Source organism: Nocardia sp. NPDC050799, from assembly GCF_040654015.1.
Lineage (GTDB): Bacteria > Actinomycetota > Actinomycetes > Mycobacteriales > Mycobacteriaceae > Nocardia.
The window spans coordinates 15531-40840 of the sequence record NZ_JBFAHF010000022.1; the positions used below are offsets into that span (position 1 = coordinate 15531).

Here is a 25310-nt window from a genome sequence, read left to right on the forward strand (position 1 = left end):
CGACCGCTGACGGGCCCGGTCCGGTGACGCGGTCGCCGGACCGGCTCACTACCGACGACCCCTCGGAGCCGGGTTCGAGCGCGTGCCCGAGATACCGGACCATCGCCTCCAGGACCACTCCGGTCAGCTCAGCGCGGCCCGCAGCGCCTGCTCCAGTTCGGCGGGCTCGTCGCTCTCGATCCCGAGCAGCACCTCGCGTACCGCGTCGACCGCGCCACCGGGGAGGCCGGACAGGAAGGCGGTATCCGGGCTGCGCAGGGCGGTGCGGATATCGTCGCCGCACAGCGCGGCGGCGGTGGCGGCGACGATGGCGAGCGCGCGGGTGGCGGTATCGCCGCGGGCCGCGAAGCCGTCCGGGCTGTGCGCGACCTCGGCCAGCAGGTCGGCGACCCCTTCGTCGGAGAGGGCCGGCTCGACCATGCGCGCCCCCGCGAACGTTCCGGTCGGGACCACCAGACCGTCGACGAGTCCGCGTTCGGTCGTGCGCTTCGGGACGGTCAGTTCGACGAGTACCGGCTGCGATTCACCAGCTACCACACCGAGATCGTATGCCCGGGACGTCCGCGACCGCGCCGCGCATACCCCCGAACAGGGACGGCGGATCGCATCCGCCGGTGCCTGCACCATCGACGCCCTTGCGTCACACTCGACTTTAACTTAGCTTAGGTTTACCTAAATCTAAGTTTGATAAGTCGGGCACGCCCGCAATGGAGGTACCGATGGCGCCGACCGCCGCCGCACCCGCCCCGTCCACCGCCGAACGTGTCCGCAGCGCCTGCGTGCATGCCGAACAGGCAGTGCTCGCCCTCCCCGGCACGGACCCGACCCCGGTCTCGGTGCATTTCCTGCGTCAGTGCGGCGATGTGGTGATCGCGGTACCCACCGACAGCGCGGCCGTGTACGCGGCGAACACCGCCACCACCGGCGCACCCGCCGTCCTCGAACTCACCGATCACGCACCACTTCCCCTGCGCGAACCGGTCCGGGCCCTGGTCTGGTTACGCGGCTGGATCCGCGGGGTACCGGCCCGCGCCCAGCGGACCCTGGTCAGCGCCGTCGCCGAGGATCACCCGCACCCCGGCCTGCTCGATATCGGCCACACCGCCACCCTGCTGCGCCTGGTACTGAACTCGGCCGTGGTGGCGGACTCCGCCGGAGCCGAATCCGTCTGCGTGGACGAATTGCGGCTGGCCACCCCTGACCCCTTCAGCGGAATGGAATCGGCCTGGCTCCAACACCTCGACGCCGACCACGCCGACGTGGTCGCCCAGCTGGCCCGGCACCTACCGGCGAAACTCCGCCACGGCCGCATCCATCCCCTGGCCATCGACCGCTACGGCCTCACCCTGCGCATCGAAGGTATCGACGGCGACCACGATTTCCGCCTCCCCTTCCCGACCCCGGCCGAAGACATCGAAGCCCTGGGACGGGCCGTCCGCACCCTGGCCGGCTGCCCCTTCCTCAACGGCCTGCGCCGCGGCTGAGCCGATCGGCGCCGCCTGCGGCGAGGTGAGCGGCCCCTCGGGACGTAGATTCTGGGTATGCGTGAGAGCAGCCCGGTCGATGACCGGACCCGGGAGCAGCGGGGGGTCCGGCTCGAGATCCTGGTCGTCCTCGGTGTGACTTTCGGGCTCAGCGGCATGAACGCGGCGCTGTCTCTGCTGGAGAGCGCGGTAGCGCCGGGCGGGGTCGGCGAGCAGACGATCGCGCTGAACTCGTCGCGGGCCACCCAGCCCATCATCGATCTGCTCTTCCAGCTGCTCGGGGTGCTGCGTTTGGCGGCATGGGCGGGACTGGCGCTCTACCTGCTGTGGCGTAGCGGTATCGGTCCGCGGGCGATCGGACTTGCGCGCGCCCGATTCCGGCCGGACGGGTGGTACGGTCTGGCGCTCGCCGCCGCAATCGGGCTGCCGGGTCTGGGGTTGTATCTGGTCGCGCAGTCGCTCGGCGTGAATGTGACGATCGTGCCCGACGCGTTGAGCGACCACTGGTGGCGCATTCCCGCCCTCGTGCTCTCGGCCTGCGCGAATTCGGCGGCCGAGGAGATCGTGGTGGTGGCCTTTCTGCTGACCCGGCTGCGCGCACTGGGCTGGTCGGACAATTCGGCGCTGGCCGCGTCCGCGCTGCTGCGCGGGAGCTACCACCTGTACCAGGGGCTGGGCGGCGGGCTCGGCAATGTGGTGATGGGGGTGATCTTCGGCCGATTCTGGCAGCGCACCGGCCGGTTGTGGCCGCTGATCATCGCGCACGCCCTCATCGACATCGTGGCCTATGTCGGCTACGGGTTGCTACACGGCCGGGTGTCCTGGCTGCCCTAGCGGGGTAAGCCGCCTATACCGGCGCAGGGCGCTCACCTGCGGGTCGAACGGACGCCACCGGCGCTAACAGAACAGGCCCCGATCGATAAGTACAGTTTGATGATGATGAACGGCGACGACCCACGTATGCGCCGGGTGCCGCCGCACAGCGGGGGACCCGGACGAGCCGGCGCGCGCCGGCCCCCACCGCCGCAGGGTGGCCGTCCCCCGCTCGAACCGCCGCAGGTCATGCGCCGTAATCCCGGCCCGGGCCAGCCAGGCCGTCCCACCGAACGTTACGAACCCCCACGGGCCTGGTCACAGACTCCGCAGGGTCGTAACGCTCCCCCCGCCCGGCCACCCGCGCCGGGCCGCGGCGGCAAACCCCCGACGCAACGTCCGGTGCCGTACCGCGAAGGCGACCACGCCCCCACCCAGCGCCCGGTCCCGTACCGCGACGGCCGCCGTCGGCCGCCACCGACGGGGAACCCACCGGGCCGCCGGCCGGCAGCGCCCCCGCCCCGGCGTCCGCGCCGTAAACGCCATATCGGCCGCTGGTTCCTGGCCATCCTGCTGGCTCTGCTGGCCCTGCTCGTCTACGGGGTCGTGAAGCTCGACGGTTCGCTCACCCGCATCGACGCGCTCACCGACTACGAGGACCGGGTCGGCAACACCGCCGGCACCAACTGGCTGCTGGTCGGCTCGGACAGCCGGGCCGGACTGTCCGAGGAGCAGACCAGCGGTCTGGCCACCGGCGGCGAAGTCGGCGATCCGCGCACCGACACGATCATCCTGGTGCACGTCCCGCCATCGGGCCGCACCACGCTGGTGAGCCTGCCCCGCGACTCCTACGTCGATATCCCGGGTTACGGCCAGGACAAGTTGAACGCCTCGTTCGCCTTCGGCGGCGCACCGCTGCTGGCCGAAACAGTGGAGATCGCGACCGGTCTGCACATCGACCACTACGCGGAGATCGGTTTCGCCGGTTTCGCCGGCATCGTGGACGCGCTGGGCGGTATCGACATCTGCGTGCCGCAGGCCATCGACGACCCCTTGGCCGGTATCGACCTCCCGGCCGGCTGCCAGGAACTGAACGGCCCGCAAGCCCTCGGTTTCGTCCGCAGCCGCGCCACCGCCCTCGCCGATATCGACCGGATGAACAACCAGCGTCTCTTCCTGTCAGCCCTGCTGGAGAAGGCGACCAGCCCCGCCACCCTGGCCAACCCCTTCGCCCTGTGGCCGATGGCCGGCGACACCGCCGGTTCACTGACCGTGGACAAGGACGACCACATCTGGGATCTTGCCCGTCTCGCCTGGGCACTGCGCGGCGACACCCTCGCCACCACGGTCCCGGTCGGCGGCTTCACCGACACCGACAGCGGAAACGTCCTCCTCTGGGCCGACCCCGACGCCAGCCGCTTCTTTCAAGCCCTGGCCGACGGCGACCCGATCCCCGCAGACCTCGCAGGCGGCGAGTAGGAGCCCCGCACCCGTGCGGGCACGCCCACATGCCCACCTGGGTCGAATGCTGATGTGAGCCGAGCAGTCGAGTTCTACGAGACACCTCCAAGGGTTGAGGCCCGTCTCGCCCTTGGCCGAAGGTGCTCAACGGTCGGCCTTCCGCGGAAGGCCGACCGCACGTCGCATGAGCGAAGCTCGAGTCGCGAGGCCGAAACGGCGAGACCAAGGGGGTCTCAACCCCGCGCGCCGCAGGCGCGCCAAAAACACAGTAACGTCGATCACATGCACGACAGCGATCTGGCTCAGCCGTTCATTGCCCAGTTGCGCGCGCAGGTTCGACACGGACTCACCGCTTCCCAGCAGTATCTGGCCGGCGCGGTGTACTTCGATATCCAACGGCTACCACAATTGGCCGGTCATTGTTATGCGCGTTCCGAGCAGCATCGCGGACATGCGCTACGAATTGTGCAGTATCTGATCGACCGGGATCTGGAGATCACGATCGGGGGTTTGGCGGAAGTGCGGCAGACTTTCGAATCGCCGCGCGCGGCAATAGCCTTCCTGCTGGCCAGGGAGGAGACGACGACCGATCAGGTGACCGAGTTGGCGCAATTGGCCCGGGAATGGTCCGACCATCTGGGGGAGCAATTCATGGGCTGGTTGCTCGAATGCCAACAACAGGACGTGGCCGGTATGTCTACACTGTTGGCTGTGACCGATCGCGCGGCCGGAAACCTTTTCGACGTGGAGGAGTTCGTGGCCCGGGAGCTGCGTGCGACGATTCCTGTGGTGGATCAATCCGTGCCGGAAATTGCTGGAGCGAGCCGTAATCGATAAGGCAACACTATCCTCAATTCCATAAGGCAACACTATCCTCAATAAGGCTGCACTTGGATGACAGCCTTACTTTTCGGCGTTAATGTCAAGGCATGTCCAATCATCCGGAGAGTCCCCGCAACAAATTCCACGGCCTCCTGCACGACCAAATTCGGCACGAGTTCAATGCCGAGCACCAGTACATCGCCATCGCGGTGTGGTACGACAATGCCGACCTTCCGCAGCTCGCCAAGCTTTTCTACGCGCACGCCGTGGAGGAACGCAATCACGCGATGATGATCGTCCAGTACTTCTTGGATCGGGACATCAGTGTCGACCTCACGGGCATCGATGCGGCGAAATCGCATTTCGAGAACGCCCGGGAGCCGATCGCCATGGCGCTCGATCAGGAGAAGACAGTCACGGATCAGATCGTCCAGCTGGCCAGTACGGCCCGCGAGGAGGGCGACTATCTGGGCGAGCAGTTCATGCAGTGGTTCCTCAAGGAGCAGGTGGAGGAAGTGGCGAAGATGACCACCCTGCTCACCGTCGCCGACCGGGCGGGTTCGAACCTGTTCGATCTCGAGGAGTTCATCGCGCGTGAGATGAGCGATGACCCGTCGAAGGTTTCGGGTGCGCCGTCGGCCGCCGGAGGCCATGTCTGATCGGTAACGGCCCGCGTCCACCCGCCGATGAGTTCCGTGAGTACGGAACTCTGGCGGGCTGATGTCGGCCCCGGATGATGATGGGAGCATCGGCCGTCCCGGCCCACTGCGCCGAGGTCGGGCGGCCGATGCTCCGTTACGTCAGCCGGCGCCGGGTCGTTGTGTCGGCTGACGTTGTGTCGCCGGGGGGTTCCAGAAACGGCGACCTCTGAAACCTAGCCGAGATCGCCGCCGGAGAGAAGAGTTTTTCTAAAAATATTCCGGTTTATTCAGCGGAGGGTGATCTGCCGTGACCGGAGACCGTCCCGAGAGCGCCGTTGCTCCGAGGTCAGGGGGGTGTCCACCGCCAGCGTGTCGGTCAGCCGGGCCCCGAACTCCATTGCCGGGGAGCGCCATTCGCTCACATGCCGGTCCGGGTCGAGATCGAAGACCGGCACCAGCAGACCATGAGTGCGGAAAGACCCCGCGAACCGCGAGCCCTCCCCGAGATGCAATCCGCCCGCGGCGTGCAACCGGGCCAGTGCCAGCATCAGGTCGTCTTCGGATTCCGGTCGTACCCAGCGCAGGTGGGCTTTGTCCCCGGCATCGACCCACCAGGGGGCTCCGATCGCGTCCGCTCCGAGATCCAGCCGATCCGATGGCATGATGGCCTGTTTCGCCTGTTCGATGGTCGCGGCGATCTGCGGATCGGGCTGCACGCCCTCGGGCACCCACCAGTCGAAGTCCTGGTGCACGGTCAATTCGAGCGCGGCGTCGGCCACCAGCACATCGGCCAGAGTTGGCCCGCCGGGCGCGGCGTGCGCCACGGCCAGCGAATCGCCCGGATCTGCCGACTGGGTCCACAGGATGGAGGCGGCGATATCGGCAGCCGGATCCGAACTCGGCGTCTGCACCTGCACACCGACGTAACCGGTGGGCGCATCCCCGGCCCGCACCAGCGCGGAGACCGCGCCCGGCAGAACAGTTGCCAGCACCACGGCGCGTTCGGCGGCGACGCCGTCGGCCAACTTCAGTTCGGCAGTCGCCGACGGCACGAACTCCCGCAGCGCGACCAGATCGCATTCGGCGGCCAAGCCGTGGAACGGCCGGGCCACGGCCTGTTCGTTCTCCTGCAACGCCGCCCGGCGTTCGGCCAGACGCTGGGCCCGGTTGCCGCCGGGTTTCGGACTATTGCGTTTGCTCTTACCCACGGCTGGTCAAACTACACGGCACCACGCTGGATCAGCCGCAGGCCACACCCTTCAACTGTTGGCCAGCACGGCTTTCGCGCGACCGGGATGATTGGTCGCCACCCAGCTCACGCCGAGGTCCGCGCACAACTGCATATCGTCGGGTTCGTCGACCGTCCAGCAGTAGGTGGCCCGGCCCGCCGCGGCGGCCTTGTCGACCAGATCCGGGTGTTCGCGCAGGGTTTTCACCGACGGACCCACCGCGGTCGCCCCGACTGTCGTCGCCGCACTACCACCCAGATAGCGCGACGATTCGCCCAGCAGCACAGTGGGCAGCAGCGGCGCCGCGCGGCGGATCCGCCAGACCGCGGTGGCGGCGAACGACATCACCACCGCACGGGAATGGGCTGCCGAGGCCGGGGTGGCGATCCCGAAGCGTTGCAGTTCCGCCAGCACCTTGCTCTCCACCAGGGAGCCGTACCGGACCGGGTGTTTGGTCTCGATGAACAGTTTCGTCGGCCGGCTGCGCCAATCCAGCACCAGCCCGATCAGCTCACCGAGGGTGAGGACCCCGGCCGGGGCGCCGTCACCGAAATCGAGATCCTTCAGTTCGGCCAGCGTCAGCTCGCTGACCAGGCCGCTGCCGCTGGAGGTGCGGTCCACCGTACGGTCGTGCACGCACACCAGATGTCCGTCGCGGGTGAGCCGGACGTCGCATTCCACCCCGTCGGCGCCCTCTTCCAAGGCCAGTTCATAGGCCGCCAGGGTGTGCTCGGGGCGCGCTGCCGAGGCACCTCGGTGCGCGACCACGAACGGCGGACGGCCGTTCTGAACCGACTGGTCAGTGCCCTCGCTCACTTGGCCACAACCTCCTGTGGTGCTCGGTCGGCGCCGTCGGGGGAATCGGCGCTGTCGGCGTCCGCCGCGGTGCTCACCGTAGCGGTCGTCCCCGGGTGCACCGGTTCGATCAACGGTGTCGCCGGATCGACGGCGATCACCCAGCGCTGGGCGAGCCGACTACGACCGCGCAGGTCCCGACCCTCCAGCGTGCGTACGACCCACAGCGTCAGCACCGCGACGGCGGCGGCCACCACGTCGGTGAATGCGGTGAAGAGCACACCGTCTGCCTTCGCCTGCAGTGAGTCCGCGGTCCGCCAGTACAGCGCCGCGACGGTGACCAGCCCGCCGAACACCCAGGCCGCCCACCAGACGCAAATCGCGATTCGGGCCCGCGGGTCGGTACGGCCGGACACCACCTCGGTGAGGAACACCCCGGGCCAGACCAGATTGACGATCGGGATCAGGCAGCCCAGCGCGAGCATGCGCGGCGAGCGGGGATCGCGGCGACCGGCCGCCGCGAAGGCGCCGCGCCGGACCTCGATCAGCCATCCGAGCGTGGCCACCGCGGCGACGAGGGCCATGATCAGCGCGAAAAGCGCCGCGGTATTCACCAGGGCGTCGGAGAACCACAGCACCGGCGGTTCGATGAGGCGGGTGCGGTTGCGCAGCAGGATCAGGTAGCGCGCCGATTCGGCCACGGCGGATACCGCGAACAGTACGGCCGTGGCGAAGAGGGCGGCGTGCGTCCAGCGGGTCAGTGTGCTGAGCGGGCGGGGGTGGTGGTGCCGGTCCGCTGCACGATCCGGGGCGGGCCGATCCCGCAGACCCCAGCGCGGGATCTCCGTGTAGTGCGGGGTCCCGGTGTTCGGACGGCCGGTGGCCGTGCCACGGGACGGGTGGGCGGCCCGGCCGGGCCGGCGGGCGACCCAGCGGTAGTTACGACGTTCCGGCGGGGCATCGATCGGCCCCGGTGAGAGGAGTACCCCACGGCAGCGCGGGCACCAGTGCATCGGCGGACCCTGCACCGCCCAGCGTGTACCGCAGCGGGCACATGGCTGCACCACCGTACTCACCGCGCACCTCGCTTTTCGTCAGTAGATCTTCGCGGGCTCGTCACCCTCGGCGGTCAGTGGGCGACCGGTCTGCTGCCAGGCCACCATCCCGCCTGCCACGTTCACCGCTTCGTAACCCACATTCGTGAGGAACTTCACGGCCTCCAGCGAACGACCGCCCTGCCGGCAGACCACGTACAGATCGGCGTCGGGGTCCAGTTCGCCGTAGCGTGCGGGTACATCGGCGAGCGGGATGTGCACGGCGCCGGGTGCGTGCCCGAGCTGCCATTCGTCGTCTTCGCGCACATCGAGCAGGACGGCGGCAGCCGCCTCCCCGGGCGGATGGTCGAATTCAGTGGGTACGGCCTCGACCGGTACCGACGGGACTCCGAAGCTCGTCACCCCCTTGATCCTGCCATAACCACCTCCGAGGCTGCCCGGCTCTCGTGGGAGCGGGCGCCCGGGCAGTACCCGCGCGACCGGAGCCGATCGGCCGGGCGCCGCGAACGCCGACACGCCGGACGATGCGACATATTCGCCGGCTGTCACCCACCCCCTCGAAAACCACCCGAAGGCGGTGCGACACCGACCGCTTCTCATGAGTTATGCGCATAACCCACCACGAAAGACGCTGGTATCAGCTATCATTCAGCGCACCAATATCCCAGGTTACTCACCAAATGCCCTATGACCTGCGATAACGTTCAACCGTACGGCCGATCCGGTACTCCCCTCCAAAATCCCGGAGCGGCCGCCCGGCTACTCGATCGGGTCCCGCGCCATTGCGTGACCCGATACCGAGTTGGACGCGGGGAACCCTGGATCGGTTCCACCGGAACCGGAAATCGGCGAAATCCCCTGTTCCCGGCCATGAACTCGGTAATCTGGCGCCATGACATCGACCAGGGGGTTACTCGACGGATTGGACGCGGCCGGCCTCGACAAGGCACTGTCGGAGGCCGGGTGTCTGGGATTGGAAATCGATTCCGAGGCCAAACGACTGGAGCTCGACCTAGAGGTACTGAGCCTGCCGGAGCAAATTTCCGGCATATCGGAAGAACACCCGGAATCGGGTATCGGTCATCGGCGGGTGCGGCTGGTGTTCCAGGGAGTCACCAGGATTGCCGCCTCGTTGCGGATACAGCGGTGGGACGACCTGGCACCACGAGTCCTGCCGCTGGAGCTGCCGGGATTACCCGCTGCCGTCGCGAGCTTCGGCGGTAGCCGCCTGCACGGCTGGGAATTCGTCGATCTGGACGACAGCAGCTGGATCCTGTGGAGTGAGCTGCTCAGTTTCGACACCACCATCGACACCGGGATCGCCCGGCATGTGCTGGAGTTCTCCCAGGAGGAGGGCATCGATCCGCGGGCCCTCGATATCCGGGTGTGGTTCGACACCGTGACCGCACAGACCACCGGGGGCCGGCCCGTTCCGCTGCCGGAGTTGGTCGCCGGGTCCGAACGCTGGTGGGTCGCACACGCCAAAGGCGATCCCCGGGCCGCCCATCCCGGTATCGCGCCTCCGCTGTAGCACCGGGTCCGGGCGTTGCCCGAGCTTCGTATCGGCGGATACCGCGCGGGCGGCCCGGAGCAATAGTGGCCGGGCGCGACGCTTCGCCGCGTGGCTCGGCGCGGGCACGAGAGTCGACCTCGTACCCCTCCGGAGCAGGTTTCACCGGGCCGCGCGGCATGGGCCCGTCCGATCTCGAATGGTCGGTTGTGACCCGATGTGGAATGGTGGGGCGTCGGGGCGAGTTGGACCGATCGGGTGTACGAATGGTCGGGAGCATCCCGTACAGGACGCACTCGACCCGACAAGGAAGGGACATTCGTGGCTGAGTACACGCTGCCAGATCTGGATTACGACTACGGCGCCCTGGAGCCGCATATCTCCGGGCAGATCAACGAGATTCACCACTCCAAGCACCACGCGGCCTATGTCGCCGGAGTGAACACCGCGCTGGAGAAGCTCGAAGCCGCGCGCGAAGCCGATGATCACGGCGCTATCTTCTTGCACGAGAAGAACCTCGCCTTCCACCTCGGTGGCCATGTCAACCACTCCATCTGGTGGAAGAACCTCTCCCCCAACGGTGGCGACAAGCCGACCGGTGAGCTGGCCGCCGCCATCGACGACCAGTTCGGCTCCTTCGACAAGTTCCGGGCGCAGTTCACTGCTGCCGCCAACGGACTGCAGGGTTCGGGCTGGGCGGTGCTCGGTTACGACACCCTGGGCCAGAAACTGCTGACCTTCCAGCTCTACGACCAGCAGGCCAATGTGCCGCTCGGCATCATTCCGCTGTTGCAGGTCGATATGTGGGAACACGCCTTCTACCTCCAGTACAAGAACGTCAAGGCCGACTATGTGAAGGCCTTCTGGAACGTGGTCAACTGGGCCGACGTCCAGGAGCGCTTCGCCAAGGCCACCGGCCAGGCGCAGGGCCTCATCTTCGGCTGAGCGATCGATTTCGCGAAGGACCCGCGGGCCGCCGAGCCTGCGGGTCTTTTGCCTTTTCTGCCCGAATTGGCACTCTCTGGTACTTGTGTGCCAGATGCCTTCTGCGCGATCCTCTTCTTCCACGACAGTTCGAGGACGGGCAAAGCCGCCCCCGGTAACGCACGGGAGGCCTCATGCGCAGTAACAGTCCGATCGGCGTCACGCCGTTCCACGCCGGTGGCACGCTGCGCGGGTTCGTCATCTCCGGACGCTGGCCCGACACCACCAAGGAGTGGTCGCAGCTGCTGGTGCTCGCCGTACGGGTGGCGTCCATGCCCGGCCTGCTGACCACCTCGACCGTTTTCGGGGTCCGTGAGGAACTACCCGACGAGCCGCAGCCGGATACCGTCGGCCTGGTGATCGCCGAAGGCCCGGTCCTCGGCGAGGACGGGGTGCGGCCCGGTCGGTTCGCGGAGCACATTCCGCCCGCCCTGCTCATGCTACACCCGCCCGCGGAGACCAATCCGTCCCTGCCGGAGTGCACCGGCGCCGCCTCCGGGTGCGTCCTGCTGCCGGGTCTGCCCCACCTGGGGCTCGAGCACCGCGCGGCCTGGGCCGAGGCGGAGGCGGACGGTACCGTGACCTCCCTGGTGAGCCGGGTCGGCCTGGATCCGATCAGCGACCCCGATACCGCCGTGCTGGCCATGCTGCTGGCCGCCTGATCCGGGCGTCGAGCCCGGTAGAGCGCCGGGCTCGCGTCGATGCCGCCACCGCCCGCTCCCCGGAGCGACGACGATCCGCTGATTACTGCAGTTTCGCCAAGATCTCCGCAAGCCTGTCCATGACGGCTTGCTGGCCGCCACGCAGCTCATGCACATCGCCACGCAGCTCCCGCACATCGCCACGCAGCTCCCGCACATCGCCACGCAGCTCCTGGACGTTGCCACGCAGCTTCGTCTGCCCGGCCTCGAGCCGGGCCTGTCCGGTCCGAAGATCCTGGACGTCTGCGTGCAGACTCCCGAGTTCGCCGAGGACCGCATTGTGGTTGCTGTCGATCCGAACTCGCAGGGCCCGGATAGTTTCCGGCTCCCGATCCCGCTCGTTGATGATCTGCACGACCTGGGCTCCCAGGACAGCAAGGCGGTTCTCGATCGACATCTCGAGTGATCCTCTCGTTGGTCGGTAGTCTACCGATCGACCGGTTCCGTCAGGCTTCCGTCCGGTCTCGCGGCACCGTTTCTTTCGGTGATCCAGCTGTTCAGCGGCCGGTGGGACTTCCACGACCGCTAGGGAGCTTCCACCCCCGGTGTGGTCGTCGCGGACCCACACGCCGCGATTTCAGGGCTTGCGATCTGTTTGCTGTCGCGATGCCATCAATCCGTTCCGGACGACCGGACAACGGTTATCAGGGCCCCCTAACTATGTCGCTACCTTAACCAAACATATTGCCAGAAGCCATTTTTCGCGGTTGCGTGATTGCGACACCCGCATAGGTGCGGTAGGGTTGCCGGAAGTGAAGGGGAGTAGCCCCCAATCACGCGGTCGACATACTGACCCACCGCTCGTCGGCGGGTCCGGTTGCGTGAACCGGTCCTTCCGGTGGGCGAGACCTTCGGCCGAACAGCAATTTCGTTGTCGGCCGGAGGCGAACCCGTTTCCGGCCGGAGGATCGGGGAGCACTCGTCAGATGATCGCCACCGTCGGGCTCGCCATCGGCATCGTTTTCTTGGCCGAATTGGGCGACAAGTCCCAGCTCATGGCCCTGACGTTCGCCCTGCGCTACCGCTGGTGGGTGGTGCTGGGCGGGATCGCCACCGCCACCGCCGCGGTGCATGTCATTTCGGTCGCCATCGGGCATTTCCTGGGCGCGGCCCTGCCGACCACCGCCATCGCGGCGGTGGCGTCGATCACTTTCCTCGCCGTGGGCCTGTGGACACTGCGTGAGCTGGTCGGCGGTGCGGACGACGACGAGGAACCGGCCCCGTCACGGTTCGCCACCACGGCCCCCTTCTTCGTCGTGCTCTCGGCCTTCCTCCTGGCCGAACTCGGTGACCGCACCATGTTCGCCACCGCGGCGCTGGCCACCGACAACAACTGGGCGGCGGTCTGGCTGGGTTCGACGATCGGCATGGTCGCCGCCGATGCCCTCGCCATCGCCGCGGGCATCCTGGTGGGCAAGCACCTGCCCGAACGCGCCATCGGCTTCGGGTCTGGGTTGCTGTTCCTGTTCATCGGGGCGCTGACCGGCATAGATACCGCGGTTCCGGCGCTCGGGCTCGCCGGTGCGGCCGGTATCGCCCTGCTCGTACCGGCGGTGGCGGCTCTCGCGCTCTGGCTGCTGCGGGCGCGCCGCGCGGCCGCGGATCGGCCCGCTACCGGGGCCCCTGCCACCGACCTGCCGCAGCGCCGGACTCAGCGCCTTTACTGAGTACGATTTCGCCGATCAGCGCAAGGGGACCGTCCACAAACTCTCCGCACGCACCGGTTAGGGTGCAATTGACGTTAGGCCAACTGGCTTGTCACGAACGAGAGGACCATCGTGGAGATTTCGGGTTCCGCCGCCATCGTTACCGGGGGCGCGTCCGGTCTGGGCGCCGCCACCGCCAAGCGTTTCGCCGATTTGGGCGCCACCGTCTTCGGGCTCGATGTACCGCAGTCGATCGAGCGCGCCGGCGACAATGTCCCCGACGGGGTCACCCTGCTCGCCGCCGATGTCACCAGCCACGACGAGGTCGCCGCCGCTGTCGCCAAGGTGGTCGAATCGGGTACGCCGCTGCGTATCGTGGTCAACTGCGCCGGGGTCGGCTGGGCCGGGCGCATCCTGTCCAAGAACGGGCCGCACGATCTGGAGCTGTTCCGCACGGTCATCACCGTGAACCTGCTCGGCACCTTCAACGTGATGCGCCTGGCCGCCGACGCCATCGCCAAGACCGACGCCGTGGACGAGGCCGGACAGCGCGGTGTCGTCATCAACACCGCGTCGGTGGCGGCATTCGAGGGCCAGATCGGCCAGATCGCGTACTCGGCGTCCAAGGGCGGCGTGCACGGTATGACCGTGCCGGCCGCGCGTGACCTCGCGCAGTTCGGTATCCGGGTCAACACCATCGCCCCCGGCATCATCGACACCCCGATGCTGGCCGGTGTCACCGAGGAATACCGGCAGGGCCTCGAGGCCGGTGTGCCGTTCCCGTCCCGGCTGGGCCGGCCGGACGAGTACGCACAGCTCTCGCAGTACATCGTCGAACACGACTACCTCAACGGCGAGACCATCCGGATGGACGGCGCCCTGCGGATGGCGCCGCGCTAGGCCCGCTCCGCAGTACGACGCCCGCCGCCCGGCCGTAAAGCCGGGGCGGCGGGCGTTCGCGTACCGGGCGGGCGTGGCCCGGCGGCACCGCGTACGGATCAGCCGGCGCTGCCGGTCGCCGGGCGTGCCCTCCAAGCATCGCAAACCGCGCGGTCAGCCCACGGCCGGTCCTTGCCGTCGGCATGGCATCCCGCGCGTGTGTATCCCTCGCGGTCGAGCCCGGAGCGGTCGAAGCCGGCGTGGTCGCGGCCCCACCGGTCGAAGCCGAACCGGTCGTAACCGAACCGATCGAAGCCGGCGTGGTCGCGGCCGGCGTGGTCGCGGCCGGAGTGGTCGCGGCCCGACCGGTCGAAGCCGGACCTGTCATAGCCGAACCGGTCGAAGCCGAACCTGTCGTAACCGAGCCGGTCGAACCCGGCGCGGTCGAACCCGGAACGGTCGTAACCGAAGTTGTCGTAGCCGTCGGGGCCGAACGGATCGTGTGGGCCCGGAGGAGCGGGGCAATCCGGCCCGGCGGGCACTACGCCGCCCGGGCACGAGGGGGGTGGCCCGGGTGTCGCCGGCGACGTGCCGGGCGCTGTCGTTCCAGGAGCGCTCGGCGCTGTGGTCCCCGGAACGCTCGGCGCTGTGGTCCCCGGAACGCTCGGCGCTGTGGTCCCCGGAGCGCTCGGCGGCGTGGCGTCGGGGACGCTGGGCGGGGTTGTGGCCGGAGCCGTCGGTTCCGGTCGCCCGGCTTCGAGGTCCACGGGAGTAGGTTGCGTTGTGACCGGTACGTCACCCGGATCCGCCGAGGCGGGTGTGGCCGCCGAAGCGGGGGCGAGCATCAGCGCGCCCAGCAACGCGATCCGAAACGAGGCCTGGCGCACTCCGCGGTATGCCACGGTAGTGGTCGACATTATCGATCTCCTGTCCGGAACACTTTCGCGCGTTCCGGACGATCTATCGTCTATACACCTCGACGGTTACAAACCGCAGGTGAACCGTACCTCGACGGGTTTCGGACATCCGCGTCCGAAACCCCCGGCGCACAACGCGATCCGGATCACCAGGTCGGCGGCGGGCACGCTCTGTACAGCTCGAGGAACGCGGAAACAGCAGCGGTAACCCGTTACTTGTAGCCGACCCCGAGATAGGCGGTGGTGGTCAGCGGGCTGCCCGGCCGGTAATGCTCGGTCAGGTAGGAGCGCATGGCTTCGATACGCTCCGCCATCGCCCGATCGCCGATACTGCGCCGCATCAACGCCAGGGGCGCGATACCGCGGGTGAGCCGGGCGAGCAGTGCGTCGGCATCGGCGAAGACCATCTCCACCGTATGCGGCACCACGGAGACCCGTTCGAACCCCGCCGCGCGCATCTCACGCTCGAATACCTCGGGGTTCTCCAAGCTTTCGGGGTTCGGTGCCGGTGGACGGATATCCGGGTCGGCGGAGCCCAGCGCGCGCCACGACATCTGCATCCAGGTGGACCGGTCGGCCGGCGCCCAACTCGACACCACCGCGACCCCGCCGGGCCGCAACACCCGGAACAGTTCGGCGAACCCGCGCGCACGGTCGGGGAAGAACATCAGCCCGAACATGGAGAAGCCGGCGTCGAATTCGGCATCGGCGAACGGCAGCGCCTGGCCGTCACCGACCCGGGCCTCCACATTGCCGACTCCGGCCGCCCGCACGGCTTCCGCCAATTGCGCGATCATCGGCTCCGAGAAATCGAGCGCCTCGACCCGCTCGGCGTGTTCGGCGGCGAGCAGGCTCAGCGTGCCCGGTCCCGCCGCGATATCGACGACCCGGGGCGGCACCGGCCGGTCGGAAAGGCCGGCCAGTCGCACTGCCCGGTCCGCGAACGGCCGCATCACCGAAATCGTGGACGCCGCGTATTCCTCGGCCACCAGATCCCATGGGTCCACGGCGGCGAGCGGGTTGTCCGGCACGAGCAGAAATCCGTTCTCTTCGATTGTCACCGGCAGATGGGGGGAGGCCGCGGGGGTGCCGCGGCCTCCGGCCCGGTCAGAGGGTACGCGTCAGCCGGTCGGCGAGGATCTGCGCGAATTTGGCCGGATCCTTCAGTTCCCCACCTTCGGCCAGCACAGCCGTGCCGTACAGGAGTTCGGCGGTCTCGGTGAGCTCGGGAACCTTACCCGCGTCGGCGTCGTCCCGGCGGGCGTCGTAGGCATCGCGCAGACCGGTCACCAGCGGATGGGTCGGGTTGAGCTCGAGGATCCGCTTGAACTGCGGCAGCTCCTGACCCGAGGCCCGGTACATCCGTTCCAGCATCGGGGTCATATCGAACACATCACCCACCAGGCAGACCGGCGAACTGGTCAGCCGCGAGCTGAGGCGGACCTCCTTGACGCTGTCCTCGAGGGTTTTACCCAGCCAGGTCAGCACCTCGGCGAAATCCTTGTCCTGCTGTTCGCGCAGGGCCTCGGATTCCTTCTTCTCCTCCTCGGTCTCCAGATCGACCTCGCCCTTGGCGATCGACTGGAAGGGCTTACCGTCGAAGTCGGTTACCGACCCGACCCACATTTCGTCCACCGGATCGGTGAGGATCAGCACTTCGCGGTCCTTGGCGCGGAACGCCTCCAGATGCGGCGACTTCTCCACCTGCTCACGGGATTCGCCGGTCATGTAGTAGATGGCGTCCTGCCCTTCGGGCATCCGTTCCACGTACTGCGCCAGCGTGGTCGCCTCGGTGTCGGAGTGTGTGGAAGCGAAGGACGACACCTCCAGGATGGTTTCCCGGTTGTCGAAGTCGGAGAGCAGGCCCTCCTTCAGCACCCGACCGAATTCCTGCCAGAAGGTGCGGTATTTCGCCTGGTCCTCGGCGCCCTGCAGATCCTTGACACTGCTCAGCACCTTCTTGACCAGACGTTTGCGGATCATCTGGATCTGCCGGTCCTGCTGCAGGATCTCCCGGGAGACGTTGAGCGAGAGGTCCTGCGCGTCGACCACACCCTTGACGAAACGCAGATACTCCGGCATCAGCTCTTCGCAGTTGTCCATGATGAACACACGCTTCACATAGAGCTGGACACCGCGTTTGTGTTCGCGGGTGAACAGATCGAACGGTGCCTGCGAGGGCAGGAACAGCAGCGCCTGATACTCGAACGTACCCTCGGCCTTGAGCGGGATGATCTCCAGCGGCTCGTCCCAGGCGTGGCTGACATGCCGGTAGAACTCCTGGTATTCCGCCTCGGACACCTCGCTGCGCGGGCGGGTCCAGAGGGCCTTCATCGAGTTGAGCGTCTGCTCCTCGACGACGGTTTTCTCCTCCTTCTCCTCACCCTCGCCCTCGGTGACCGTGCGTTCGACCTGCATCCGGATCGGCCAGGCGATGAAATCGGAGTACTTCTTGACGATCTCGCGGAGCTTGTGCTCCTGGGTGTAGTCGAAGAGGTGGTCCTCGGGGTCCGCCGGCTTCAGATGCAGCGTGACGGCGGTCCCCTGCGGGGCCTCGTCGAGGGTTTCGATGGTGTAGGTGCCGGAACCGGCGGTCGACTCCCAGCGGGTGCCGGTGGTCTCCCCCGCCCGGCGGCTGGTGAGCACCACCTTGTCGGCGACCATGAAGGTCGAATAGAAGCCGATACCGAACTGGCCGATCAGCTCCCCGGCCGCGGCTTCGGATTTCGCCTCGTTCAGTTTCCGGCGCACCTCGGCGGTACCGGATTTGGCGAGGGTGCCGATCAGGTCCACCACCTCGGCACGGGACATGCCGATGCCGTTGTCCCGGACGGTGAGGATCCGCTGATCCCCGTCGACCTCCAGCTCGATGTGCAGGTCGTCGGTGTCTACGTGCAGATCCTTGTCCCGATAGGACTCCAGTCGCAGCTTGTCCAGCGCGTCGGAAGCGTTCGAGATCAGCTCCCGCAGGAACGTGTCTTTGTTGGAGTAGACCGAGTGGATCATCAGCTCGAGCAGCTGATGGGTCTCGGCCTGGAACTCGAGTTGTTCGACGTGCTCTGTCACGCTGGACAATGGTAATCAAGCCTGTGCGGAACTTGTCCACAGGTCGGGTGATGTTCCGCGCGGCGCGGCGAAGTCGCTCAGCGCGGGCACCTCACGTTCGGCACTGTGCTCCCGAGGCGCCCGGGGGTTCATCCACTCGCGCAGGACCGCGGTGGCCCGGACATCGTCCTCGTTGTATTCCAGCAGCCGGGTGCGCTGGGTGAGGTCGGGCTCGGCGTCGTAACCGACCGCACGCCGATACCAGCTCATCGACGCCTCCCCACCCGCCTCGGGATCGCGCCAGGCGAAGCCGGCCACGGGTGCGATCTTCTTGAGTCCCTTACCGCTCGGGCAGATGAACTGATCGGTGACCGCCTGGAACATATCGACCCATTGGATCGAATCGACGAACTCGGTGACCTGTGCTTCGGTCGGCACCCCGGGACGCCCGGCGAACCGCCGCGCCGACTCGTAGAGCCATTTGTCCTCGGCGCTGCGCGAATAGCAGTACGCGGCGAAGGTCTTGCCGGCGGTCAGGGCCTGCGCCCTGACCTCCATCAGCCAGGTCCAGAACTCGCCGAAGGAGCGGCCCTCGTCCTCGGTGGGTAGCGGATCCCAGGTGACGAACGGCCGGTACCGCCCGTCGAGCAGGGTCCCCCACAGGTAGGCGCCCTCCTCCTGATAGCTCTCCAGATCCACATCCACCTCGACGTCGGCCCGGCGCACCCAGACCCGGTCGAACCGGCGCACCAGCGGTGCCTGTACCAGCCATGCCCGGGCGGTGACCACGGCTTCCTCGAACGGCCCGTGCTGCCAGTCCTCGGGTTCCGGTCCCGACCAGGCGGCCAGTTCGTCGATGGTCCGCACCCCGTGCCCGCGCAGCACCTCCGCGCGCGAGCCCGGCGCCACCACGCTCACATCACGATGCTCGTTCAACCAGGCCTGGCACCCGCCCTCGGCGCCCCGGCTCCACCAGACGCACTGGCGGCATTCGGGGACCTTCGACGGCACGGTTTCCGACTGGCCACGCACCACCGCGATCCGATCCGCGAAACGACTGTCGTAGTCGGGCAGGACCGTGGTCAGGTCGTGGACGAGGATCCGGTCGAAATGGAAGCCGATGACCCCGCCGACCCGGGCGGCCGGCGCCAGCCCGTGACGCTCCAGCATCCGGTACACATGGGCCAGCCGCTGCTGGTCGCGGGGTTGCTGGCGGAGTTTGCGAGCACGGTCGAGAACGGGATTCCAGAAGAACAGATCCGAGGTCAGCGGGTGGAATTCGGCCGGATCCGGTCGGCGCGGGTCGGTCACCTTGTGGTTGACCACGATGACCGGGATATAGCCGCCGTTGCGCTCGTCGCGCAGCAGGATCTCGGCGCCGCCGCGGCGCCCGGTATCGGGCTCCTGCGGCAGCAGCCCACCCCAGATCCGGGGCGCGCCCGCCGCGCAGGCACGCAGCGTGGCCTCGGCACGCGCGCTCGCCGGCAGCGCCGGGTCGATGATCATCCAGCCACCGGGGTCGGCCGCGACCAGAGTGTCGCGGACCCGTTCGCGATGGGCCTGTGCCGCCTCGCGCCGCTGCTGCACCCCCGTGTCCTCGCGCACTTCGGCGAGCAGTTCCGGGTGCGCGGCGTCCATCCCGAGCCGATGCCGGCAGCCGATCAGACCCCGGGCATCGAGGAACGCGAGCCGGCCCGCACCGGCGGAAACCCGCCCGGCGGGCACGGCGGACTCCCGCCGCTCGCGATCGGCGTGGGAGGGGTCTTCGCTGTCGACACTGCCCGGTTGCACGCAAGCAGTATGGTCCCTGTCCCCGACAGACCACCCAATCGAGCATCCGGTAACAGCGTCGCCGCACCGCCGCGGGCAGCGTCTCTCGCCGCCGCGGCCGGTAACCCGATAGGGTGTCGGCGAACCGTGTGACACGGGTGGACGGTGCGGTTTCCGTGTCGTATCGCCGTAGCGAACCAGCATTACGGAGGGCCTTCGATGGGGTTGTTCACCAAGCGCAAACGGCGGCCGAGTCGGCGGGCCGAGGCCAAGGCTCTCAAGCACAAGGCCGCGATGGAGGCCAAACTCGGCGCGAAGAACGACCGGAAACGCCAACGGGCGGAGGCCCGTTCCCAGCGCAAGGTCGCCCAGGCCCAGGTCGCCACGCTGCAGGCCGAGGAGAAGGCGGCCCTCAAAGCGGCCGCGCGGGCCGAACGCGACCCGTTCAGCCCGGCCCAGATCAGGAAGTACATCGGGGTGGCACGGGTGCTGGTTCCGGTGCTCGCCCCGCTGGCCTACCGCGGCGCGACCTATCTACGCGGGCAGCTCGATGCCCGCCGCGCCAAACAACTCGGCGTCGGGGTGAGCCAGCTCGGCGACTACGCCGGGCACGGCGGCCGGCTACAGGCACGGATCGGCAATACCGAGGCCGCGCTGGACAAGATCGCGGACGGGCGGTCCGGCAAGGACACCCAGCAGTTCGTCGCCGACGCCCGTAACCGGCTCGACGCACTCACCGCCGCCGTCCGCACCGCCGACCAGATGCCCGCCGGGCGGCGGCGCTCGGTGTACGCGTCCATCACCACCGAGCTGTCCCGGATCGAGGCAGACGTCCTCGCTCGCCTCGGCGTCGCCTGACCCGGGCAGTCATCGAGTGGGCGTTCCCGGCCCGATCCCCGGGCCGGGTGCGCGGGCCCGGGCCCGGTCGGCGACCATGGACACTGCCCTGCCCACTCCCCGACCAGCCGGGCCTGGTCAGGTCGGCTGAATCCGAGAGTCCGCGATGCCCAGCACGTACCCGTCTCCCGCGCCGCTGCGGGGTTGCGTGGTGGGCGCGACCACCGGGATCCTGGCCGTCGCCGCCCACGGCGTCGCGGGTGGCGGATACCCGACGTCCGCCGGAGCGGCGTTACTCCTGCTGACGGCCCTGGTGACCGGGGCGGCCGCCGGTTCGGTCATCGGCGGGTCAAGCCGGTCGCGGACCGGGCCGGGCCGGAACACCCTGATCGCTCTCGCGGCCGGGCAGTTCGCCGGGCACTGGGCGCTGACCGGTCTCACCGGTCATCACGGCACTCCCGCCGAGACGCCCCCCGAGGACCTGCCGGGGGTGGCGATGATCGCTTTCCACCTGCTCGCCGTCGTGGTCTGCGCGCTGGCGATCATCGCGGCCGAGCGGCTCTACCGTCGCACGTCCTCGGTGCTGCGCGCGCTGCTCGAACCGCCACACCCCACCCCGGGCCCGCCCCGGGTCCGTATCGCCGCGACCACCCCGGTCACGGCCCATCGCTCTCCGAAGGGAGCGCCGGGTCCACGCGCACCGCCCGCGCGCACCGACCCCACCACCCCTTACCTCGGAGAGAAAGCTTCCAACACATGTCCCACGGGATCTCCCCCGTCCTGCGCCGTGGTCTGACCGCGACCTTCGCCGCTGGTTTCGTCCTGGCCGCGGCCGGTACCGCCGCCGCGCACGTGAGTGTTTCCGCACCGGATGCCACACCCGGTCACGGTGCGGTCGCCACCTTCAGCGTCCCGACCGAATCGGATACCGCCGCCACCACTTCGGTACGGATCACCGTGCCCGGGTTCTCCACCGCGCGCACCGAACCGGTGCCCGGCTGGACCGCGAAGGTCGACCGTAACGACAAGGACCAGGTCACCGCTGTCACCTGGACCGCGAACCCGGGCTCCCCCGGGATTCGGCCGGGTGAGTTCCAGCGTTTCGCGGTATCGCTCGGACCGTTCCCGGACTCGGAGTCGGTCGCCTTCCCGGCGGAACAGACCTACAGCGACGGCACCGTCGTGCGCTGGAACGAGAACGGCGACCACGATTCGGTCGAACACCCCTCGCCCGTCCTCGCCCTGACCGGGGCCGAAGCCGATCACGGCGGTCACGGCGGTCATGGTGACGAGGCAGCCGCCGCGCCCGCCGACGACGGTGGCGACACCACCGCTCGCTGGCTGGCCGGTCTGGGGCTGGCGCTGGGCGCATTGGCGTTGGGCGCCGGAGCCGGCGCGGTGCTCCGGAGCCGGCGATGAACCACCGCACGGCCCGGTGGGGCCGGCGCTTCGCGCTGGTCGCCACCCTGCTCATGGTGACCCTCGGCGCGCTGGCCGGTCCGGCTGCCGCCCATTCCGCGGTGGTGGGCAGCGATCCCGCGGACGGCGCGACCGTCGAGGTGGGGCCGCAGCGCGCCACCATCACCTTCAACGAACCCCTGCAGCCCGACTTCCCCGCCATGACCGTGGTGGGTCCGGACGGCAATCTGTGGTCCAAGGGCGAACCGGTCGTCGACGGCAGGACTCTCAGCGTCGAGGTCGGTGAGCTCGGCCCGGCCGGCGAATACCGGATGGCCTTCCGGGTCACCTCGGCCGACGGTCACGTGGTCAACGGGGAGCGCGCTTTCACGCTGAGCAAGCCGGGTAACGGCACCCCGGGCCCGGCCGCGAACACCCGCGGCGAGAACGGCGGCTCGGGCGGCGGAATCCCGGTCTGGGTGTACATCGTGGGTGCGGTCGCCCTGTTCGGCGGCGGTCTCGGGTTCGCGCTGTACGGCTCGAACCTGGGCAAGGGCAAGAACCAGCGGTGAGAAACGGTGTCCCGAGCGGAACCGACGACCGGTTCGCGCTCGGACTCGTGATACCGGCGGGCCTGGTCGGGGTACTGCTGGCCTGGGCGCTCGGCGGGGTTCCGGCGGCCGCGGCCGTGCGCTTCTGCGCAGATATCGCGGGCGCGACGGTGCTCGGCCTGGCCGTGCTGCCCCGGCTGGCGGACCGGATCGAGCTCCCCTGGCGGATGATGGCGGTCCTGGCCGGACTGTGGTGCTGCCTGGAATTCGCCACTCTGGTCGTCGCCGCCGGCGAGGTGGTCGGTTCGGGGGCGACCGCGCTGAGCCCGGCCGATTTCGGCACCTACCTGGCGCGGATCAGCGCGGGCCAGATCGGCCTGGCCATCCTGCTGGCCACCGCGGCGATCGCGGTGTACGCCGCGATCGCCTTCCGGCGGTCCGGGCAGCCCTCGCCGGACCTGGTGCTGGTGTTCGCTGCCGTCAGCGTGACCCTGCGGCCGATCACGGGGCATATGTCACAGCAACCGGCCGGGTCGGTACTGGCCGGGGTCCACGCGCTGGCGGCGTCGACCTGGCTCGGTCTGCTGCTGGCACTGGCCCTGGTGGTGCGGGGCCGCCGCGGCTGGGCCGACGCACTGCCCAGGTACTCGGCGGTCGCGCTGCCCATGATCGCCGCGGTGGCGCTGACCGGCGTGATCAACGGTCTGGTGCGACTCGGCGGAATCGCACCGTTCGTCACCACCGGCTACGGGCGGATCATGCTCGCCAAGACCGTGCTGCTGGCGGTCCTGCTGGCGCTGGGCTGGTGGTGGCGGCGAAGCTGGGTGGAGGCGGCGGCCCGGCACCAGATGTCGGCCGAGGGCTCACTGCGGCGCGCGGCGGTGGAGGTTTCGGTGATGGCGGTGGTGTTCGGGCTGGCGGCATCCCTGGCAGTCACGGGATAGCCTGGGTTCATGGCTGCCGGTGCCCCGACTCCGAATCTCTTCCAGCGGATCGGGTACATCTGTGGCCGCACCCTGCCCGCCGAATACTCCGACTGGGTGCTGAACGATCTCACCGGGCCGGGAGCGAGCCGCCGCTACCTGGTGCGGATGTTGGTGCCGCTGGTGCTGGTGCTGTTGTTGTTCCTGCTGGTCCCCGGGCCGCTGTGGATAGGAGCGTCGATGATGGCGCTGCTCCTGCTGCCGCTGATCTACTTCACCGTGGCGCTGACCTACGTCTTCCGGCGTAACCGGCTGGTCAAGCACGGCCTGGATCCGGCGCTGGCCGACGCCGACGTCCGCCGCCGCGCGGAACGCGAGCGCGCCGCCTACGAACGACGGCACGGCCGGGGCTGAGCACAACACCCCGACTTACCCCTGGTGAGCGATATCACACAGGCATAGCCTGGAGCTATGGACAAGCCGACCTTCAAGCAACGGATCGCCTACGATCTGGGCGGCCAACTGCCCGCGGAGCTGCACGGGTGGGTGGTCCAGGACGTCGCCGGCCGCGGCGCGATGGAGCGCTACCTGATCCGGTTCGTCGGCCCGATCATCCCCTTCTTCGTGCTGATCCTGCTGTTCCCGGGACCCATGACCCTCAAGCTGGGCCTGATCGTCATGATGATCGTTCCGTTGATTATCTTCACGATCGCACTGACCTATGTGTGGCGGCGGTACCGGTTGGTCCAGCACGGGTTGGATCCGGATCTGGTCGACCACGAGAAATGCAAGGACTGCGATCGTGAGGTGTACAACCTGCGCTATCGCTCTCAGCATCGAGACGCGCGGATGACGCAGCCCGGGCACGGGGGTTGATGGGCGCTGCCCGGACGCACCCGGCACAATCGGGACCGTGACCGAATCAGAGCAGCAGGTGGCCACCGCGGATCTCGCCGACGAGATCGGGCCCGATATCCGCAGTTGTGACACGCAGTTCATCCAGTTCGGCGGCCACCGGGTGTTCTCCGGCCGGATCACCACGATCCGCTGCTTCCAGGACAATCTGCTGGTCAAACAGACACTCGGGGAGCCCGGCGCCGGGCAGGTCCTGGTCGTCGACGGCGGCGCGAGCATCCACACCGCCCTGGTCGGCGATATCATCGCCGGCCGCGGGGTCGACAACGGCTGGGCCGGGGTCGTGGTGAACGGCGCGGTCCGCGACTCCGCGATCCTGCGCACCCTCGGTATCGGCGTGAAGGCCCTGGGCACGAATCCGCGCAAGAGTACCCAAACCGGTAGCGGCGAGAAGGACGTCCCGGTGGAGTTCGGGGGCGTCACCTTCAATCCCGGCGAGATGCTCTACAGCGACCACGACGGCATCGTGGTCCGCGCCGAACCCTGATCGCCGCGCCCGGTGCCGGCAACGGCCGGGCCGGTGTTATCCGCCGCTCACCCGGGCGGAGTGGCCGGCGATGGCGACCACATCGCCGACCTGCAACTGCCGTCCGCGGCGCAATTCGACCTCGTCGTTCACGCGCACCAGACCGGCCGCGATAACGGTTTTGGCCTCCGATCCGGATTCGATCAGATTGGCCAGCTTCAGGAACTGCCCGAGCCGTATGGCGCCGTCGTCGATCGACACATCGATGGGATCCGACATAGGTTCATGCATACTCCCCCGGTCACGGCGCTTTCCGACCGCCCCCGGGCACCCGGCGCGCGAACAGCCTCGGACGCGTAACAACAAGACATTTCCGGCATTTCACGGCCGCTTCGCGCGCCACGCCCGGGACCCGGTTTCCCATATCGGCCAACCGCGCCCGCGCACAGCGAAATACATGCGTTTCCG

29 protein-coding genes are annotated in these 25310 nt (G+C 68.5%); 18 read left to right on the forward strand and 11 right to left on the reverse strand.

Annotation, left to right across the window (positions count from 1 at the left end; all coding sequences use genetic code 11):
* Window positions 1-123 precede the first annotated feature (123 nt).
* On the reverse strand, window positions 124-537 hold the full coding sequence (locus AB0H42_RS22230; RefSeq protein WP_357058573.1) for a hypothetical protein: 414 nt from the start codon (window positions 535-537) through the stop codon (window positions 124-126).
* Window positions 538-719: 182 nt separating this feature from the next.
* Here AB0H42_RS22230 and AB0H42_RS22235 point away from each other — a divergent pair, with 182 nt between their 5' ends.
* The 5 genes from AB0H42_RS22235 to AB0H42_RS22255 all read left to right on the forward strand — a co-directional run bounded on the left by AB0H42_RS22235 (window position 720) and on the right by AB0H42_RS22255 (window position 5239).
* Complete coding sequence (locus AB0H42_RS22235; RefSeq protein WP_357058576.1) at window positions 720-1484, forward strand: DUF2470 domain-containing protein; 765 nt, start codon at window positions 720-722, stop codon at window positions 1482-1484.
* Window positions 1485-1541: 57 nt separating this feature from the next.
* Window positions 1542-2318: a CPBP family intramembrane glutamic endopeptidase gene (locus AB0H42_RS22240; protein ID WP_357058578.1), complete on the forward strand. Its 777-nt coding sequence runs from the start codon at window positions 1542-1544 to the stop codon at window positions 2316-2318.
* Window positions 2319-2423: 105 nt separating this feature from the next.
* Window positions 2424-3776: an LCP family protein gene (locus AB0H42_RS22245; protein WP_357058750.1), complete on the forward strand. Its 1353-nt coding sequence runs from the start codon at window positions 2424-2426 to the stop codon at window positions 3774-3776.
* A 264-nt stretch (window positions 3777-4040) separates the two neighbouring features.
* Window positions 4041-4595 (forward strand): ferritin-like domain-containing protein, encoded by a 555-nt coding sequence (locus AB0H42_RS22250; protein WP_357058580.1) that lies wholly within the window; start codon window positions 4041-4043, stop codon window positions 4593-4595.
* Between the two features lie 92 nt (window positions 4596-4687).
* A complete protein-coding gene (locus AB0H42_RS22255; RefSeq protein WP_357058582.1) occupies window positions 4688-5239 on the forward strand; it encodes a ferritin in 552 nt (183 codons plus the stop codon).
* Window positions 5240-5508: 269 nt separating this feature from the next.
* Here AB0H42_RS22255 and AB0H42_RS22260 read toward each other — a convergent pair whose 3' ends face one another.
* From AB0H42_RS22260 to AB0H42_RS22275, 4 genes are read right to left on the reverse strand one after another with little or no spacing between them, the layout of a single operon-like run.
* Entirely contained in the window at window positions 5509-6429 is a 921-nt protein-coding gene (locus tag AB0H42_RS22260; RefSeq protein ID WP_357058585.1) for a DUF5926 family protein, read from the reverse strand.
* Between the two features lie 51 nt (window positions 6430-6480).
* Window positions 6481-7266 (reverse strand): glycerophosphodiester phosphodiesterase, encoded by a 786-nt coding sequence (locus AB0H42_RS22265; RefSeq protein WP_357058587.1) that lies wholly within the window; start codon window positions 7264-7266, stop codon window positions 6481-6483.
* A complete protein-coding gene (locus tag AB0H42_RS22270; protein ID WP_357058589.1) occupies window positions 7263-8321 on the reverse strand; it encodes a DUF4328 domain-containing protein in 1059 nt (352 codons plus the stop codon). Before AB0H42_RS22270 ends, AB0H42_RS22265 begins: the two co-directional genes overlap by 4 nt.
* A gap of 18 nt (window positions 8322-8339) precedes the next feature.
* Window positions 8340-8702, reverse strand: coding sequence for a rhodanese-like domain-containing protein (locus AB0H42_RS22275; protein WP_357058591.1), 363 nt, complete (start codon window positions 8700-8702; stop codon window positions 8340-8342).
* Window positions 8703-9192: 490 nt separating this feature from the next.
* Here AB0H42_RS22275 and AB0H42_RS22280 point away from each other — a divergent pair, with 490 nt between their 5' ends.
* From AB0H42_RS22280 to AB0H42_RS22290, 3 genes are all read left to right on the forward strand, one after another.
* Complete coding sequence (locus tag AB0H42_RS22280; RefSeq protein ID WP_357058593.1) at window positions 9193-9831, forward strand: hypothetical protein; 639 nt, start codon at window positions 9193-9195, stop codon at window positions 9829-9831.
* Window positions 9832-10131: 300 nt separating this feature from the next.
* Window positions 10132-10755 carry a superoxide dismutase gene (locus AB0H42_RS22285; RefSeq protein WP_357058596.1) on the forward strand — a complete coding sequence of 208 codons (624 nt, stop codon included), beginning with the start codon at window positions 10132-10134 and terminating at the stop codon, window positions 10753-10755.
* Window positions 10756-10928: 173 nt separating this feature from the next.
* Window positions 10929-11456 (forward strand): peptidase, encoded by a 528-nt coding sequence (locus AB0H42_RS22290; protein WP_357058598.1) that lies wholly within the window; start codon window positions 10929-10931, stop codon window positions 11454-11456.
* 82 nt (window positions 11457-11538) lie between these two features.
* Here AB0H42_RS22290 and AB0H42_RS22295 read toward each other — a convergent pair whose 3' ends face one another.
* On the reverse strand, window positions 11539-11892 hold the full coding sequence (locus AB0H42_RS22295) for a hypothetical protein (RefSeq protein WP_357058600.1): 354 nt from the start codon (window positions 11890-11892) through the stop codon (window positions 11539-11541).
* A gap of 529 nt (window positions 11893-12421) precedes the next feature.
* On the opposite strand from AB0H42_RS22295, the gene AB0H42_RS22300 reads away from it, so the two are divergent.
* Both AB0H42_RS22300 and AB0H42_RS22305 read left to right on the forward strand, forming a co-directional pair.
* The gene (locus AB0H42_RS22300) at window positions 12422-13162 is read left to right on the forward strand and encodes a TMEM165/GDT1 family protein (protein ID WP_357058602.1); all 741 of its coding nucleotides are present in this window, start codon (window positions 12422-12424) and stop codon (window positions 13160-13162) included.
* Window positions 13163-13273: 111 nt separating this feature from the next.
* Window positions 13274-14041, forward strand: a complete 768-nt coding sequence (locus AB0H42_RS22305) for an SDR family NAD(P)-dependent oxidoreductase (protein ID WP_030524392.1) — start codon at window positions 13274-13276, stop codon at window positions 14039-14041.
* A 98-nt stretch (window positions 14042-14139) separates the two neighbouring features.
* Here AB0H42_RS22305 and AB0H42_RS22310 read toward each other — a convergent pair whose 3' ends face one another.
* The 4 genes from AB0H42_RS22310 to AB0H42_RS22325 form a co-directional block, all read right to left on the reverse strand.
* Window positions 14140-14562 carry a hypothetical protein gene (locus AB0H42_RS22310; RefSeq protein ID WP_357058604.1) on the reverse strand — a complete coding sequence of 141 codons (423 nt, stop codon included), beginning with the start codon at window positions 14560-14562 and terminating at the stop codon, window positions 14140-14142.
* A 587-nt stretch (window positions 14563-15149) separates the two neighbouring features.
* Window positions 15150-15998, reverse strand: a complete 849-nt coding sequence (locus tag AB0H42_RS22315) for a methyltransferase domain-containing protein (RefSeq protein ID WP_357058606.1) — start codon at window positions 15996-15998, stop codon at window positions 15150-15152.
* 46 nt (window positions 15999-16044) lie between these two features.
* The gene (gene htpG, locus AB0H42_RS22320) at window positions 16045-18003 is read right to left on the reverse strand and encodes a molecular chaperone HtpG (protein ID WP_357058607.1); all 1959 of its coding nucleotides are present in this window, start codon (window positions 18001-18003) and stop codon (window positions 16045-16047) included.
* Between the two features lie 15 nt (window positions 18004-18018).
* Complete coding sequence (locus tag AB0H42_RS22325) at window positions 18019-19707, reverse strand: TM0106 family RecB-like putative nuclease (RefSeq protein ID WP_357058752.1); 1689 nt, start codon at window positions 19705-19707, stop codon at window positions 18019-18021.
* Window positions 19708-19971: 264 nt separating this feature from the next.
* On the opposite strand from AB0H42_RS22325, the gene AB0H42_RS22330 reads away from it, so the two are divergent.
* The 8 genes from AB0H42_RS22330 (at window position 19972) to rraA (ending at window position 24863) form a co-directional block, all read left to right on the forward strand.
* On the forward strand, window positions 19972-20610 hold the full coding sequence (locus AB0H42_RS22330) for a DUF6474 family protein (RefSeq protein WP_357058609.1): 639 nt from the start codon (window positions 19972-19974) through the stop codon (window positions 20608-20610).
* Between the two features lie 145 nt (window positions 20611-20755).
* Window positions 20756-21385: a hypothetical protein gene (locus tag AB0H42_RS22335; protein ID WP_357058612.1), complete on the forward strand. Its 630-nt coding sequence runs from the start codon at window positions 20756-20758 to the stop codon at window positions 21383-21385.
* Window positions 21346-22008 (forward strand): YcnI family protein, encoded by a 663-nt coding sequence (locus tag AB0H42_RS22340; RefSeq protein ID WP_357058614.1) that lies wholly within the window; start codon window positions 21346-21348, stop codon window positions 22006-22008. Before AB0H42_RS22335 ends, AB0H42_RS22340 begins: the two co-directional genes overlap by 40 nt.
* Window positions 22009-22061: 53 nt before the next feature.
* Window positions 22062-22559 carry a copper resistance CopC family protein gene (locus AB0H42_RS22345; RefSeq protein WP_357058755.1) on the forward strand — a complete coding sequence of 166 codons (498 nt, stop codon included), beginning with the start codon at window positions 22062-22064 and terminating at the stop codon, window positions 22557-22559.
* Window positions 22556-23482: a CopD family protein gene (locus AB0H42_RS22350; protein ID WP_357058617.1), complete on the forward strand. Its 927-nt coding sequence runs from the start codon at window positions 22556-22558 to the stop codon at window positions 23480-23482. Before AB0H42_RS22345 ends, AB0H42_RS22350 begins: the two co-directional genes overlap by 4 nt.
* Before the next feature lie 9 nt (window positions 23483-23491).
* The gene (locus tag AB0H42_RS22355; protein ID WP_357058619.1) at window positions 23492-23875 is read left to right on the forward strand and encodes a DUF5313 family protein; all 384 of its coding nucleotides are present in this window, start codon (window positions 23492-23494) and stop codon (window positions 23873-23875) included.
* Window positions 23876-23932: 57 nt separating this feature from the next.
* Window positions 23933-24337, forward strand: coding sequence for a DUF5313 family protein (locus AB0H42_RS22360; RefSeq protein WP_357058622.1), 405 nt, complete (start codon window positions 23933-23935; stop codon window positions 24335-24337).
* Window positions 24338-24374: 37 nt separating this feature from the next.
* Window positions 24375-24863: a ribonuclease E activity regulator RraA gene (gene rraA, locus AB0H42_RS22365; protein WP_357058624.1), complete on the forward strand. Its 489-nt coding sequence runs from the start codon at window positions 24375-24377 to the stop codon at window positions 24861-24863.
* A gap of 36 nt (window positions 24864-24899) precedes the next feature.
* Here the strand turns inward: rraA and AB0H42_RS22370 are convergent, their stop codons facing one another.
* Window positions 24900-25121: an RNA-binding S4 domain-containing protein gene (locus AB0H42_RS22370; RefSeq protein WP_357058627.1), complete on the reverse strand. Its 222-nt coding sequence runs from the start codon at window positions 25119-25121 to the stop codon at window positions 24900-24902.
* Window positions 25122-25310 lie beyond the last annotated feature (189 nt).

Excerpts from the sequence above, each read along its gene's own strand:
- AB0H42_RS22245 (WP_357058750.1), top strand. The coding sequence starts at position 2,424 with ATGAACGGCGACGACCCACGTATGCGCCGGGTGCCGCCGCACAGCGGG.
- AB0H42_RS22355 (WP_357058619.1), top strand. The coding sequence starts at position 23,492 with ATGGCTGCCGGTGCCCCGACTCCGAATCTCTTCCAGCGGATCGGGTAC.
- AB0H42_RS22340 (WP_357058614.1), top strand. The coding sequence starts at position 21,346 with ATGTCCCACGGGATCTCCCCCGTCCTGCGCCGTGGTCTGACCGCGACC.
- AB0H42_RS22335 (WP_357058612.1), top strand. The coding sequence starts at position 20,756 with ATGCCCAGCACGTACCCGTCTCCCGCGCCGCTGCGGGGTTGCGTGGTG.
- AB0H42_RS22330 (WP_357058609.1), top strand. The coding sequence starts at position 19,972 with ATGGGGTTGTTCACCAAGCGCAAACGGCGGCCGAGTCGGCGGGCCGAG.
- AB0H42_RS22370 (WP_357058627.1), bottom strand. The coding sequence starts at position 25,121 with ATGTCGGATCCCATCGATGTGTCGATCGACGACGGCGCCATACGGCTC.
- AB0H42_RS22255 (WP_357058582.1), top strand. The coding sequence starts at position 4,688 with ATGTCCAATCATCCGGAGAGTCCCCGCAACAAATTCCACGGCCTCCTG.
- AB0H42_RS22240 (WP_357058578.1), top strand. The coding sequence starts at position 1,542 with ATGCGTGAGAGCAGCCCGGTCGATGACCGGACCCGGGAGCAGCGGGGG.
- AB0H42_RS22235 (WP_357058576.1), top strand. The coding sequence starts at position 720 with ATGGCGCCGACCGCCGCCGCACCCGCCCCGTCCACCGCCGAACGTGTC.
- AB0H42_RS22345 (WP_357058755.1), top strand. The coding sequence starts at position 22,062 with ATGGTGACCCTCGGCGCGCTGGCCGGTCCGGCTGCCGCCCATTCCGCG.
- AB0H42_RS22280 (WP_357058593.1), top strand. The coding sequence starts at position 9,193 with ATGACATCGACCAGGGGGTTACTCGACGGATTGGACGCGGCCGGCCTC.
- AB0H42_RS22300 (WP_357058602.1), top strand. The coding sequence starts at position 12,422 with ATGATCGCCACCGTCGGGCTCGCCATCGGCATCGTTTTCTTGGCCGAA.
- AB0H42_RS22295 (WP_357058600.1), bottom strand. The coding sequence starts at position 11,892 with ATGTCGATCGAGAACCGCCTTGCTGTCCTGGGAGCCCAGGTCGTGCAG.
- AB0H42_RS22290 (WP_357058598.1), top strand. The coding sequence starts at position 10,929 with ATGCGCAGTAACAGTCCGATCGGCGTCACGCCGTTCCACGCCGGTGGC.
- AB0H42_RS22360 (WP_357058622.1), top strand. The coding sequence starts at position 23,933 with ATGGACAAGCCGACCTTCAAGCAACGGATCGCCTACGATCTGGGCGGC.
- AB0H42_RS22250 (WP_357058580.1), top strand. The coding sequence starts at position 4,041 with ATGCACGACAGCGATCTGGCTCAGCCGTTCATTGCCCAGTTGCGCGCG.